This window comes from Pseudactinotalea sp. Z1739 (genome assembly GCF_049725055.1).
Lineage (GTDB): Bacteria > Actinomycetota > Actinomycetes > Actinomycetales > Beutenbergiaceae > CALKWS01.
Genome location: NZ_JBMPQA010000002.1, coordinates 238,125 through 251,097 on the forward strand (window position 1 = coordinate 238,125; position 12,973 = coordinate 251,097).

A 12,973-nucleotide genomic window follows, 5' to 3' on the forward strand; every position below is an offset into this window, starting at 1 on the left:
TGCGCGGCAGGCAGTGGACCGCACTGACCGGCGCGGGGATGTCAACCGACTCCGGAATCCCCGACTACCGGGGGCCGGACTCCCCGCCGCGTACCCCGATGACCTACCAGCAGTTCGTGTCCAACCACGGCTTCCGCCGCCACTACTGGGCCCGGAACCACGTGGGCTGGCGGCACATGCGCACCACCGAACCGAACCGGGGCCACCGGGCGCTGGCAGCCATGGAGGGCACCGGCCTGGTCAACGGCGTGATCACCCAGAACGTGGACCTGCTGCATCAGGCGGCCGGCTCGAGGCGGGTGATCGACCTGCACGGTCACTACGACGCCGTCATCTGCCTCACCTGCGGCCATCGGATGGCGCGCACCGAACTGCACCGCGAACTGGAGGAACTCAACCCCGGTTTCGCCGATGAGGTCAGCGTCGCCGACGTGGAGATCGCCCCGGACGCCGACGCGGTGATCGAAGCCACCGAGGGCTTCCGCATCCTGCCCTGCCCGGTGTGCGGGGGGATCCTCAAGCCCGACATCGTCTACTTCGGTGAGAACGTCCCCAAGGACCGGGTCGCCCGCGCCTACGCCATGGTTGAGGAGGGCGAGGCATTGGTGGTGCTCGGCTCCTCCCTGGCCGTGATGTCCGGTCTGCGGTTCGTGCGGCACGCCGCCAAGAACGACCAACCGGTGGCGATCGTGAACCGCGGCAGCACCCGGGGCGACGCGCTCGCCGACGTGCTGGTGCACGCCGGCACCTCCGAGACACTCACGGCGCTGGTGGCGGCGTTACCAGCACCCTTGTAGCGGACCGGACCGGCTCCCCTGGGCGCCTCTGGAAAGCGGGCCGCTCAGCGTCGCTCGGCGAAGAAGTCCCGCAGCAGTTGGGCGCACTCGGGGCCGAGCACGTCACCGGTCACCTCCGTTCGGTGCGGCAATCTGGAGTCGCGAACGATGTCACGGGTGGATCCGCACGCGCCCGCCTTGGGGTCCCAGGCCCCCAGCACCACCCGGGCCACCCGGGCCAGCACCGCCGCCCCGGCGCACATCGCGCACGGCTCGAGCGTCACCACCAGCGTGCACCCGGTCAGGCGCCAGCTGCCCATCGCCCTCCCGGCCGCGCGCAGGGCGAGGATCTCGGCGTGTGCCGTCGGGTCGGCACTGGCCTCCCTGGCGTTGTGCCCGACGGCGATCACCTCACCCTCGGGGTCGAGCACCACCGCCCCGATCGGCACGTCACCGGCGGCGCCGGCCGTGGCTGCCTCGCGCAGGGCCAGGCGCATCGCGGCCGCATCGCCGGGCCGGGGAATGGATGGATCGGCGGCGGGGTCGGCAGTGGGATCGGCGCGCGGGCTTCGGCTGACGCCCGCACCCCCACGACTGCGGTCGGCGCCTGCACCCGCGGTCGGAGCGGTGCCGGTGTGATCCGAATCTGATTCCTGTGCACCGGTTGTCATGGTGGCCAGTGTGCCTGGTCGGTAGGTTGGGCGTCATGCGCCTGCACGTAGTCGAGCACCCACTGATCGCCCACAAACTCACGGTCCTGCGGGATGAGCGCACGCCATCTCCCACGTTCCGTCAACTCACCGAGGAACTGGTCACCCTCCTGGCCTATGAGGCCACCCGGGAGGTGGGCACCGAGCCGGTGCGCATCTCCACCCCGGTCACCTCCACGATCGGCACCAGGATCGCCGATCCACAGCCGATCGTGGTGCCGATCCTGCGCGCCGGCCTGGGCATGCTGGAGGGGATGACCCGGCTGCTGCCCACGGCGGAGGTCGGGTTCCTGGGATTACAGCGTGATGAAGACACGTTGGAGGCGATCACCTACGCCAACCGGCTGCCCGATGATCTGACCGGCCGGCAGTGCTTCGTACTGGACCCGATGCTGGCGACCGGCGGCACCCTGGTGGCCTCGATCGAGTACCTGTTCGAACGCGGTGCCCGCGACGTGACCGCAATCTGTCTGCTCGCCGCACCCGAAGGGCTCGGCGCGGTGGAGGAGGCTGTGGGAGACCGCGCGGACGTGACGATCGTGACCGCCGCGGTGGACGAGGGCCTGAACGAGAAGGCCTACATCGTGCCCGGCCTGGGCGACGCCGGCGACCGCCTCTACGGCGTCGTCTGACCCGGCCGGCCGCCACCTCGCCACCTGACCAACCCGCCGCCACCGGACCAGCCAACCCCCACCTAGCCCAGCCAACCCCCCAACCAATCGGGCCAGGTGTCGACTTCGCGGCATCTATCGTGAGAGCGCGATGCCCCAGGCGCGACGTCAGGACGTTTGCCGCGAAGTCAACGCAGGTAGGGGCAGCAACGCAGGTAGGGCAGCCGATACCACCGAGGAACACCCTGCGGGGGGCTGGCCCCGGCACCAACACCGGCCCGGGCTCCTGCGGCCTATGCTCGGATCGATGCACACCAGCACTGACGGGGGTGACGTCCTCGAACTGCGCTACCCGTTCCGGGGCCGATGGTCGGTCCGGAACAGCCCTGCCAACCGGGTGCCCAGCCATGGCACCACACGGTTCGGCACCGCCTACTCGATCGACTTCGTGCCCGTCGACGAACGCGGGCGCTCGGCGCCGTTCACCCTCACCTCCCTGCTGCGCCCGGAGCAACCGGAGCGGTTCCACGGGTTCGGCCGGGCCGTGCTGGCCCCGTTGTCCGGCAGGATCGCCGCAGTGCATGACGGGGAGCCGGACCACATGAGCGTTCGTGGGCTGCCCTCGATCGGTTACGCGTTGACCCAGCCCCGGCGGGCCGCGCGGGGCTTCCCCGGCCTGGCCGGTAACCACCTGATCATCCAGCCGGCAGCCGGTGGCCCGTTCGTGGCGCTGTGCCATCTGCGGCTGGGCAGCATCGCACTACACGCAGGCGATCCGGTCCTCGCCGGGGAACAGGTGGGTGAGTGCGGTAACTCCGGCAACAGCACCGAGCCCCACCTGCACCTGCAAGCCATGACGTCCCTCGAAGCGGCCAGCACCGAGGCGGTGTCGATCACCTTCCCCCAGGGGCTGCCCCGCAACGGCAGCATCGTGGACGCGCCCTGACCGACCCAGCACGCGTCAGCGAAGCCGGCCCAGAGCCTGGTCGAGATCGGCGCGCAGGTCCGGCACGTCCTCCAGGCCCACCGACAGGCGCACGGTGGCGGGGGTGACCCCGATCGCGGCCTGACCGGCCGCACCCAACTTGCGGTGCGTCGTCGTGGCCGGGTGGGTGACCATCGACTTCACATCGCCCAGGTTGTTGGACAGGTCCACGATCCGCAGGGCGTCCAGAACCGCGAACGTGCGCTCCTTGACCTGCCCGGCCCCACCGGCGCCATCAGCGGCCACATCGAAAGTGACCACGGTTCCCCCACCGCTCATCTGTTCCTTGGCGAGCACCTGCTGAGGGTGAGAATCCAGTAGTGGGTACCGCACCGATGCCACCCCGGGATGCCCCTCCAGCCAGGTGGCCAGTTCCCACGCTGCCGCGCTCTGGGCCCGCACCCGCAGCGCGAGCGTTTCCAGCCCCTTCAGGAGTACCCAGGCGTTGAACGGGCTCAGGGTTGGACCGGTGTTGCGGATGAAGTCCTGCACCGGGCCACAGATGATCTCGCGCGGGCCAAGCACCGCCCCGCCCATCACCCGGCCCTGCCCGTCGATGTGCTTGGTGGCCGAGTACACGATGATATCGGCGCCGAACTCCAAGGGTCGCTGCAGCACCGGGGTGGCGAACACGTTGTCCACGATCACCAGCGCACCGGCGCGGTGGGCCAGCCGCGAGACCGCAGCGATGTCGACCAGGTCCATCATCGGGTTCGAGGGGGTCTCGAACAGCACCAGATCCGCCGGGGTGGCCAGGGCCCGCTCCCAGTCCTCGAGGTCATGGGCATCGACGTAGTCGGTGCGGACCCCCCACTGGCCCATGATCTGGTCCAGCACCACGAAGGTGGATCCGAACAGCGCCTTGCCGGCCACGATCCGCCCGCCCTGTTTCACCAGGGGGGCGATCGCGGCGAACAGCGCGGACATACCGCTGGCGGTGGCGTAGCACGCCTGCGCACCCTCCAGCAGGCGCATCCGTTCCTCGAACGCGGCAACGGTGGGGTTGGAGTAGCGGGAGTAGGTGAAGATGTCGAGTTCGCCGGCGAAGGCCGCCTCGGCGTCGGCGGCCCGTTCGTAGGCGTAGCCCTGGGTGAGGAACATCGGCTCGGCGATCTCGCCGAACTCGGTGCGCTGCTGGCCCCCGCGCACGCCCACGGTGGCCGCTCCCACACCCTCGGGCAGGGAACATCGAGGTTGTGGATCGCTCATGGCTGCCTCCATCGCTCCTGGCGGTAGCACCTTCCGCGCCCGCGGTGGTTGCTGCAGCGTCGTCGAGCCAGATCTCTCGGCTGCTCTGGATGGTCGGGCGCCACGTTACGTCCCAGCACCGGGCGGGCCAACATGGACTCCGGGCCGTCCCACACTGCAAGACGCCCACAGTGCACGACGACGGCAGTGCACGACGACGGCAGTGCACGACGACGGCAGTGCACGACGACGGCCGGGCGCCAGCCCCGGCACGTCAGCCCCGCATCAGCGCATCCCGCCGAAGAAGTCCCTGAACGGCATCTCCAGGGGCTCATCGTGGGCGATGATCCCGTACAGGTGCCGCAGCAGCGGGAACTCCTCGGCCTCGATCACCTCTCGCTCAGTGAGTTTCTCGATCGCCGCCCCGATCACCTCGATCGCCGCAACCCCCTCCAAGGTGACGCCTTTCATGTGCTGGTCGCGCACCTCCGAGAACGGCACCCCCGACCCCACGTAACGGCCGGCCCGCACGTTGCGCCCACCCATGGAGGTGACGAACAAGTCCCCCACACCGGCCAGACCGGTGGTGGTCTCCCGGTCCCCACCGAGCAGTTCGATGAACCGCAGCATCTCCCGGGTGCCCTGGGCGAACACCGCGGCTCCGTAGTTGTACCGGCGGTATTGCCCGGTGCCCTCGCCGGCAGCGTCGAGCAGCCCCTCCATGAACCCGGCCGCGAAGGCGTAGACGTTCTTGGTGGCGGCCCCGATCTCGTGCCCGAGGAAGTCGGTGGACGTCCACACGTGGTAAGCATCGGTGCGGAACATGTGCGCCAGGGCGTCCAGGGATTCCTGGTCGGTGCCGGTGAACACCACGGCGGTGTCGTGCTCCACCGCGACCTCCCCGGCGATGGAGGGCCCCACGATCGCCGACCACGTCACCTGCCCGGCCAGTCCGGCGCCCACCTGTTCCATCAGCACCTCGGGAAGGATGCGCAGGTCCCCGGCCCCATCGGCGTCCATGCCCTTGGTGATCGAGAGCACCCGCATCCCGGGCCGCAGCAGTGCGCTCAGTTGCTGCCCGGCCCAGGTCACCCCGAAGGAGTTCACCCCGCTGATGGCCACCTCAGCCCCCGCGAACGCCTCCCGGGCCTGCTCGAGCTGGAAGGCGGTGACCCCCTCCGGCAACGCGATCCCCAGGTGCGGGTGCACTCCGGTGCGCTGGATGGCGTCGATGATCTCGGTGTCCAGGTGGGTGCCCACCAGGTGGACCCGATGTCCGTTGCGGGTCAGCGGCACGGTCAGGGCGGAGGCCATGATGCCGGCCCCCAGGATCGCGACAGCACTCATGCGTTGTGTCCTCCTCGGGTTTGCTGCGGCGCTCGGCACCGGCCCGCGTGCCGATGTGACCCCGACTGGAACCAGCGTACTCACCACTCGCCGGCGGCTCCGGTGTGAGGATGGGAGGGTGAGTACCTCTCCCGCCCACACCCACCCGATTGGGGCCGACGACGACGACGACGGCGCCTCCCGTAACGAAGGCACCTGGCGGCCCGACGTCCTCGGGGAACCCTGGCGGGCGCGCACGCTGCGCCTGCGCCCCGACCGCCACGGAACGCCGGTTGCCACCCTGGTGCGCCACCGAGCGAGGCAAACGGGCCGCCGTCAACCCACGACGGCGGTGCTGTATCTGCACGGGTTCGCCGACTACTTCTTCCAGGCCGGGCACGGCGCGGCGTGGGCGGGGCGTGGTTATCACTTCTACGCCCTGGACCTGCGGGACCACGGCCGCTCCATCCGAGACGGGCGCCGGCCCGGCTGGTCCAGCGGGATCGGGGTGCACGCCGAAGAGATCACCGCCGCCATGCGCATCATCCGCGCCACCGGGGTGCGTCAGGTGGTGCTGATGGGCCATTCCACCGGCGGACTGATGGCCGCGCTGTACGCCGACCGCAATCCTGCCCTGATCGATGCGGTGGTGCTGAACAGCCCGTGGTTCGACCTCAACCGTCCGGCGCCGGTGCGCCGTCTGCTGCGGCCGCTGGTGGCCACGCTGGGCCAGGTCGCCCCGGATCTGGTGGTCAGCACCCTGGGCGAGTCCTACGGGCGTAGCGTGCACGCCGAGGCGGATGGCGAGTTCGACTACAACCTCGACTGGAAACCGCTGGCGGCCTTTCCGGTGCGTGCCGGTTGGCTTGCCTCGGTGGTCCGGGCCCAGCGCCGGGTCCGGCACGGTCTGGACATCACCGCTCCGGTGCTGGTGTGCACCAGCGGTGCCTCCGGTCATCCCACGCGTCCGAGCGTGGAAGACCTGGCCGGTACCGATGCGGTGCTGGCGGTGGAGGACATGACCCACTGCGCCGCACGCCTGGGCACGCACGTGCGGGTGCACCAGTTCGGGGGAGGCCGGCACGATCTGGCGTTGTCCGTCGAACCCGTGCGGACCGAGTACACCCAGGCCGTCCTGGACTGGGCCGACGCCCAGTTCGACCTCCCACGCTGAGCCCGCTCACCGCCGCACCAGCCGGTGCGTGACGGTGGCGGGCCCCGAGCGTCGCTAGAGTCATCTCCATGGCACAGCACGCCGACCCCGGCACGGACGCCGCGGCGCCGGACACCCGCGCCACGGTGCTGCTCGGGCTCGGCCTGCTGCGCAATACCGGCGCCCTGCTGCGCTACCACTGGCTGCCGCTGACGCTGATCGCCCTCGCGGCGCACCTGGGCCAGCACTACCTGATGGACCTGGTCATCCTGATCGCCCGCACCGGTGCGGTGCCGGGACTGCTGGCGCTCTCGCTGGTGCCGTTCCTGCCGATGCTGGCGGTGGTGGGCATGTTGCTGGTGCTGCGCCGCCGGGCCGGGCACGCCTCCCCCCTGGCGGATCTGATGGCAGCGGTGGCCGCTGTGCTGGTGCCGTTCCTGGTGGTCTACCAGAGCGGTGGCGGCCTGGAGGACGACATGCGCGCCTACGTAAGCAGGGGCTTCGACGACGATGTGGGCCGCACCGAGGACTTCGCCGATCTGGACACCGTCAGCCGTCTCCCGGTGGCGGAGTCGGTGACGGTGCTGCTGGTGGTCTTCACCGCCGTGCTGGTGCGGGTGGCGGGGATCCGCCTGGTGCGGACCCGCACCCTGTGGCGCAGCAACAAGGACCGGCGCCGGATGGGCCTGCAGGTGGTGGTGGGCTACGCCGAGATCGTCTGGATCGTGCTGGGTGCCTACGTGGTGACGTACCTGGCCTCGGAGTTCCGGGCTTGGTGGAGCGGGCGGCAGGCGGCGCAGTGGCTGCGCGACATCGGGGGCTGGATCGAGGGCTTCTGGCCGGCGTTCGGTCTGGTGGCTCCCGCGGCCCTGGAGTGGACCCAGCTGGCCCTCGCCGGGGCCGTCACCGCCATCCTGGTGCCGGTGTCGTGGCTGGCGATCGGGGTGATCGTCTACGGGGTCCAGGCCACCGATGTGGTCGGCGTCCAGGACCTCATCCGGCTGCGCCGGACCAGCGCCGCCTTCGCGAGGGTGGCTGCCCGGGTGGGGATGGCGCCGATCGTGCGGGCCTGGAGACTTCTCGGGGCCGCGGATGGACGGTTCACCGCCCTGATCGGTGCCGCCGCAATGATCCTCAAGGCCGGATGGACGCCGGTGCTGACGTTCTGCCTGGCCTACGTGAGTATCTCTCAACTGCACTACCTGGTGTGGGGTGTGGCCGGACGAGTTGCTCCCACCCTCGACGGTGCCCAGTGGCGCTCGCTGTCCGCACCGATCGCCATGCTCAACGACACGCTGGTACTGATCCTGTCCACCGCGCTGCTGGCCGCGAGCGCCGATGCGTTGCTGACCAAATTCGGGGCGCCCTCCTGGCTGCGGTTGCCGCCGCGGTCCCCCGCAGGGGCCACCGACCTGGCCCGGCTTCCGCGGCCCGAACCGGCCGAACTCCTTTCCGGCGGTCCACCGCGGCCGGTGCCACCACCCCCACCCTCGGAGCCGGCGCGCCCGGAAATCCCACCACCGGACACATCGGCGCCGTCCCCGGGCTAGCCCGCTGGTAACTCCAAGTAGTCGGGGTTGAGGTGGAACTGGCTCTGCACCCGGATGTACCGGGGCTGGGCGTCATCGGGGATCAGGACCATGAACCGCTGCACGTCCCCGACTTCACTCGTGCCGTCCTCGTCCTGACAGGTCGGCACGGAGGTGTAGCCCTCCACCCCGGTCGGCACGTGCCGGCCGATCTCGTAGAGCCGGCCCCGCGTGTCCTCCACGTATACCCGGCAGTTGGCCACCTCGCTGTGCTCGATGTCCAGTCGCAGCGCGATGTGCCAGTAGTGGTGCCCGTCCATCGGGCTGACCTGTTCGGACCAGGTCTGCACCGACTCCAGCAGTGCCACCTCGGCCACCGAGGCGCGCAGCCCGTTGGCTTCGGCGACACCGTGCTCGTCGGGCACCACCGCGACGCGCGGCCGGGAGTCCCAGGCGGCCCGGAAGTGCGTGCTGGTCTGCCACGCGGCGACCAGGGCGACGATCACCAGCAGAGCGCCCATGATGCCCACCGCCCGGCGCGACCACACCCGGCCGGCCCTCATCGCCGGCCCCCCGGCAGCAGTTCGGCGCGCGCCAGCTCCACCGGACCGGGCTCGACGTCGCCGGGGTCCAGGTACACCTGCGCGCGGCCGAACCGGACCGGTGCCTGCAGCCAGCGCGACTCGATGTAGATCTCCAATGTCATCTCCCCCAGGGCGTCGGTGGGCACCTCGAAGGCGATCTCACCGCGCTGCCACAGGCCAGGTTCGGCCAGCCACAAGCCGGTGGGGGTTCGTCCGGACACCTCGAACTGGCGGCCCTGGTCATCCACCAGCAGCATCGAGCTGACGAAGGTCTCCCGCTCATCGGTGGCGTAGGACAGGTCCAGCACCACCCACAGCCCTGCGGTATCGAGCGTCTCTCCCCCGGAGCCGGCCAGGGCGCCCACCGGGCGGGCCCCGTGCAGGTGCACCGTGACCGGGTGCACCCGGGAGTCCTCGCCGAACTCCACCGTCGTCGGGATCTGGGCGGTGGCCGCCCGGCCCTCCTGCCACTCGTTCACGCCCATCCCGGCGGCCACCACCGCGATCGCGAGCAGGGCGGTGAGCAGTACGCGTTTCACCACTCCTGCTCTTCCTCCTCCACCAGCGCCGGGGGTACCGTGCCGGTGCGATTCAGGTGCACCTGACCGATCCGTTCGCGCTCGTACCAGGTCTCGGACTCCAGCAGGAAACTCCAGGCTGGTTCCAGGTCGGTGATCTGCACCGTGATCTCATCCGGGATCGCCTCTGCATCGGACACCGCGATCAGGCTCACCACCTGCACCTCCAGCCCGGGTGCGAACCTGGCGGCCAGGCGGCCGTCGTCGATGCGCACCACCTCGCTGTGGTTGGGGTGGGCCACGTCCTCATCGAGGGTGATGATGCCCAGGCCCTCGGGGAAGGTGGTGACCTGGCGGTTCATCGACACCGCCTCGGTGTGGGTGCCGCGCGCGGTGAGCACCAGTCCCAACCACGCCTCGGCACCCTCCGGTAGGTATCGGGTGTGCACCTGGTCGGAGACGAAGTAGGTCTCCAGCGCCAGGTCATAGGGCCCCACCGCGATCGGCTCGCCGGCCGGGAGGTCGGGAAGGTCGCGCACCGGGGCGGGGGCGAACCCGCCCACCAGACCAACCACCAGGGGAACCACCACGAGCATCCCGATCAGCACACGCCGGGGCCACGTGGCCACCAGCCACCCGATGAGTTGGCGCACCGAGATGTCCCCATCGATGGCGGCCAGATCCTGACCCGACACACAATGCAGGGTAGAGGATCGTCGGCGGTGCGCAGAGTTCTATGATGGGCACACGCAGCACGATCTGGGACGAGGAACGTTGAGCCGAAAAACCGTCGTCGAGTTCATCGACGATCTCGATGGCAGCCATGCCCACGCGACCGTGAGGTTCGGGCTGCAGGATCAGGTCTATGAGATCGACCTGTCCGAGAAGAACCTGGCTGCGCTGAGGTCCTTCCTGGACCCCTACATCGCCTCGGCGCGCAAGGTCCGCGACGGCGTCGCCGAACCCGACCTGGTGCGCATCGAGACGCAGGTGGATCCGCAGGCGGTGCGCCAATGGGCACGCTCGCGCGGGATCGAGATCCCCTCCAGGGCCCGTATCCCCCAGGAGATCATCGAGCAGTTCCGCGCCGCCGGGTACTGAGAGGCACGCACGCACGCTCAGCGCCGGGGCTCCTCCGGAGGGTCGGTGTAGGGCTCACCGGCCCACTCGGCCGGGCCGCTGCGCACCGACAGCACGGTGGTCGCCCCGATGCCGAACCGGTAGGTGTGCCCGTCCGGATGGCGTCCGGCGAAGGCGATCCCGTCGGTGGAGTCCTGCTGGATCACCAGTTCGGTGAAACCGAAACTCTCCCCGGTCCGGGCCACCGTGTCTGCGGCCGAGCGCCGTAGCGAGGCCGGGTAGGCGCCGTCGAAGTAGACCGTGCCCAGGGAGACCGTCTCGGCATCGGGGCGGTCGTCGTCGTCGACCGCTGCCCGGCCGAAGGCGGGCACGTTCGGTGCCACCTGCCAGTCCCTCGGGCCGTACCACCGCGCCAGCTCCCGCAGGGTCGCGGCCCGGAACCGGCTCAGGTGGGTGAGGACCTGCTCCATCGAATGCGCATTCACCGCCGGTGTCCTCCCTGCGTCCGTCTGCTCGTGATCCGTCGCCCTCACCACAACGGCCTACTGAACCAGTCACCGATGCCGCGGCCGTGATGCTGCACGGCGTGCTCGGGTTGCCCGGCCAGGATCTGGGCGAGGTTGTACTGGCTGGTGGAGCCCTCGGCGAGGTAGGCGTTGTGGCCCACCGACTCCGAATAGGTGGTTCCACCGATCTCCTCCTCCAGTGCGGACAGCCCGGTCACCCCGTCCATGTGGGAGGGGTCTCGACCGAACCAGCCGGTGTCGGCGACCACGTCGCGGCGGGCCTCGATCATGTAGGTGGAGCCCTCCGGCACGTTCAGGTCCCCCACATCGGAGGTGCCGACACCCGGGGAGCCGAACATCACGGCAGCGTCGGCGCCGGTCACCTCCTGCAGCGCGTACCCGGTGACCACCGACCCGTAGGAGTAGCCCATCGGCACCAGGTGCGCCGGAACCTCCCGGGAAGCCTGCACACCTCGCATGAAGGAGGCCAGGTCCTCCGCACCGGACTGCGCCGGGCCGGCGGAGACAACGCTGCGGGAGGGCAACAGCAACCCCAGGTCCGCCTGGGGTGCCTCATAACCCAGCCAGGTGACGGTGGCGATGGAGTTCACGTTGCCCTGGCGCAGCGACTCGGTGGCCGCGACCTCGGCCAGGGAGGCCATCGAGGAGTCGTAGCCGGCCAGGGAGTCGCGCACGCTGGAGGTGAACCCGGGGGTGAAGACCCCCACGGAGTCGGCGGTGTCCACATCGCCCACGGCCACCGCCGCGCGCAGTTCATGGTCACCGGTGATGTCCAGGGTGAGCAATTGGCGTCCGTCCCGGGCCAGGACGGATTCGATCGAGTCCAGTCCGTCGAGCATCTTCTGCACCCGGGCCGCCTCGATGAAGAAGGTGGGGCTGGAAGGGTTGTCCAGGGCCAGGTCCAGGAGCCGGTCGTAGGAGGCGGCGAGTTCGGTGCGGTAGCGCGGCAGCAGCGTCCGGTTGGCCTCGTCGCGGGCCCAGCCCGGGATCCCGTCGAGGTTGCCGACCCACTCCGGGTGTTCGGCCAGGACGTGCTGCTGGGCAGCCGGGTCCATTTCGTTCCACCACCGGGCCACCTCCTGCTCACCGGCCCCTGCCGGTGGCGGTGCGACCTGCGGCTCGTCCGCGTCCGGGCCGGAGGTCCCGAGCGTGGCGGCCGCGGCGTGCAGCGCCCGGGCCAAAGCCGCATCGGCCTCCGCGGCGCTGGTGAGCACCTGGGTCAACCTGTCCGCGACCTGCTGCACCGGTGCCTCATCGGTGTGCGGGTGCACCATCCCCGTGACCAGGTCCACCCGGCACCCGTGCCCGGTGGCGTAGTCGAGCGTGTCGGACAACTCGCCCAGCACCGCACCGACCTCATCGGCGGCGGCATCCAGGGCGGCGATGAGGCCGGAGAGTTCCTGGACCATCTGCTCCAGCGCGTTCTCCAGTTCCCGGTGGGCGGTGGTGGCCGCGGCCGCGGCCTGCCCGGTCCAGGACGACGGCGGTGCTGCGGCGGCAAGGTCATCCAGGCCGCCGAGCAACGTCCGACGGCGAGCGGTCACCCCATCAGCAACGCCGGCGAGGGCATCAGCCTGCCAGTTGCGTACCTGGGCCAGGGTCAGGCTCACTGCGCCATCGGACCAACGGGTCGGGCGGTCAGGTGCTGCTGGGCCTGCGCGCTGGCCTGGTCCACGTCGTCGTAGTCACCGGCGGCATCGGTCAGGGCCTGGTTGTGGGTGGTAGCGGCCTCGACCCACCGGGAGGTCGCATCCTCCCACGTGGTGGCCAGGGCCACGGCAGCGTCGGCGGAGCGGCTGCCGGGCAGGGCCGGCGGGATGGCGCAGAGATCGTCGTGCACGCGGGTGGTCGTCACCAACTGGGCGACGTCGTCCACCTCGCCGGCGGTGCTGCGGACCTCGCCGGCGTCCACCTGCACCTCGGTCACGACCAGCCTCCCTGATAGCCGCCTGGGGAAAAAAGTGATCCTGGGCGGTCGGGGGGACG

At 70.4% G+C, this 12,973-nt stretch carries 15 protein-coding genes and 1 riboswitch; of the genes, 6 read left to right on the plus strand and 9 right to left on the minus strand.

Features of this window, described 5'->3' with window-relative positions:
• Window positions 1-38 precede the first annotated feature (38 nt).
• A complete protein-coding gene (locus ACO0LV_RS03535; protein ID WP_424786657.1) occupies window positions 39-797 on the plus strand; it encodes a Sir2 family NAD-dependent protein deacetylase in 759 nt (252 codons plus the stop codon).
• A 44-nt stretch (window positions 798-841) separates the two neighbouring features.
• On the opposite strand, the gene ACO0LV_RS03540 is transcribed toward ACO0LV_RS03535, so the two are convergent.
• Window positions 842-1,447, minus strand: a complete 606-nt coding sequence (locus ACO0LV_RS03540) for a nucleoside deaminase (RefSeq protein WP_424786486.1) — start codon at window positions 1,445-1,447, stop codon at window positions 842-844.
• Window positions 1,448-1,482: 35 nt separating this feature from the next.
• On the opposite strand from ACO0LV_RS03540, the gene upp reads away from it, so the two are divergent.
• Both upp and ACO0LV_RS03550 read left to right on the plus strand, forming a co-directional pair.
• The gene (gene upp, locus ACO0LV_RS03545) at window positions 1,483-2,118 is read left to right on the plus strand and encodes a uracil phosphoribosyltransferase (protein WP_424786487.1); all 636 of its coding nucleotides are present in this window, start codon (window positions 1,483-1,485) and stop codon (window positions 2,116-2,118) included.
• A gap of 286 nt (window positions 2,119-2,404) precedes the next feature.
• Window positions 2,405-3,043 (plus strand): M23 family metallopeptidase, encoded by a 639-nt coding sequence (locus ACO0LV_RS03550; protein WP_424786488.1) that lies wholly within the window; start codon window positions 2,405-2,407, stop codon window positions 3,041-3,043.
• Window positions 3,044-3,058: 15 nt separating this feature from the next.
• Here the strand turns inward: ACO0LV_RS03550 and ACO0LV_RS03555 are convergent, their stop codons facing one another.
• On the minus strand, window positions 3,059-4,291 hold the full coding sequence (locus ACO0LV_RS03555; protein WP_424786489.1) for an O-succinylhomoserine sulfhydrylase: 1,233 nt from the start codon (window positions 4,289-4,291) through the stop codon (window positions 3,059-3,061).
• Between the two features lie 5 nt (window positions 4,292-4,296).
• A riboswitch (SAM riboswitch) is annotated at window positions 4,297-4,387 on the minus strand.
• Between the two features lie 168 nt (window positions 4,388-4,555).
• Window positions 4,556-5,617, minus strand: coding sequence for an NAD(P)H-dependent glycerol-3-phosphate dehydrogenase (locus ACO0LV_RS03560; protein WP_424786490.1), 1,062 nt, complete (start codon window positions 5,615-5,617; stop codon window positions 4,556-4,558).
• 118 nt (window positions 5,618-5,735) lie between these two features.
• Here ACO0LV_RS03560 and ACO0LV_RS03565 point away from each other — a divergent pair, with 118 nt between their 5' ends.
• Window positions 5,736-6,770, plus strand: coding sequence for an alpha/beta hydrolase (locus ACO0LV_RS03565; RefSeq protein WP_424786491.1), 1,035 nt, complete (start codon window positions 5,736-5,738; stop codon window positions 6,768-6,770).
• Between the two features lie 68 nt (window positions 6,771-6,838).
• On the plus strand, window positions 6,839-8,299 hold the full coding sequence (locus ACO0LV_RS03570; RefSeq protein ID WP_424786492.1) for a hypothetical protein: 1,461 nt from the start codon (window positions 6,839-6,841) through the stop codon (window positions 8,297-8,299).
• On the opposite strand, the gene ACO0LV_RS03575 is transcribed toward ACO0LV_RS03570, so the two are convergent.
• The 3 genes from ACO0LV_RS03575 to ACO0LV_RS03585 are packed head-to-tail and all read right to left on the minus strand — an operon-like array spanning window position 8,296 to window position 10,075.
• Window positions 8,296-8,799, minus strand: a complete 504-nt coding sequence (locus tag ACO0LV_RS03575; protein WP_424786493.1) for a hypothetical protein — start codon at window positions 8,797-8,799, stop codon at window positions 8,296-8,298. The genes ACO0LV_RS03570 and ACO0LV_RS03575 overlap by 4 nt on opposite strands.
• 38 nt (window positions 8,800-8,837) lie before the next feature.
• Complete coding sequence (locus ACO0LV_RS03580) at window positions 8,838-9,401, minus strand: hypothetical protein (RefSeq protein ID WP_424786494.1); 564 nt, start codon at window positions 9,399-9,401, stop codon at window positions 8,838-8,840.
• Window positions 9,398-10,075, minus strand: a complete 678-nt coding sequence (locus ACO0LV_RS03585) for a hypothetical protein (RefSeq protein WP_424786495.1) — start codon at window positions 10,073-10,075, stop codon at window positions 9,398-9,400. Before ACO0LV_RS03585 ends, ACO0LV_RS03580 begins: the two co-directional genes overlap by 4 nt.
• 79 nt (window positions 10,076-10,154) lie before the next feature.
• On the opposite strand from ACO0LV_RS03585, the gene ACO0LV_RS03590 reads away from it, so the two are divergent.
• Complete coding sequence (locus tag ACO0LV_RS03590; RefSeq protein WP_424786496.1) at window positions 10,155-10,481, plus strand: histone-like nucleoid-structuring protein Lsr2; 327 nt, start codon at window positions 10,155-10,157, stop codon at window positions 10,479-10,481.
• A gap of 17 nt (window positions 10,482-10,498) precedes the next feature.
• Here the strand turns inward: ACO0LV_RS03590 and ACO0LV_RS03595 are convergent, their stop codons facing one another.
• Genes ACO0LV_RS03595 through ACO0LV_RS03605 form a run of 3 tightly spaced genes read right to left on the minus strand, consistent with a single transcriptional unit; the run spans window position 10,499 to window position 12,914 of the window.
• Complete coding sequence (locus ACO0LV_RS03595) at window positions 10,499-10,996, minus strand: LppA family lipoprotein (protein ID WP_424786497.1); 498 nt, start codon at window positions 10,994-10,996, stop codon at window positions 10,499-10,501.
• A complete protein-coding gene (locus ACO0LV_RS03600) occupies window positions 10,990-12,597 on the minus strand; it encodes an alpha/beta hydrolase (protein WP_424786498.1) in 1,608 nt (535 codons plus the stop codon). Before ACO0LV_RS03600 ends, ACO0LV_RS03595 begins: the two co-directional genes overlap by 7 nt.
• Window positions 12,594-12,914, minus strand: a complete 321-nt coding sequence (locus tag ACO0LV_RS03605) for a hypothetical protein (protein ID WP_424786499.1) — start codon at window positions 12,912-12,914, stop codon at window positions 12,594-12,596. The genes ACO0LV_RS03600 and ACO0LV_RS03605 overlap by 4 nt, the downstream gene beginning before the upstream one ends.
• Window positions 12,915-12,973: the final 59 nt, after the last annotated feature.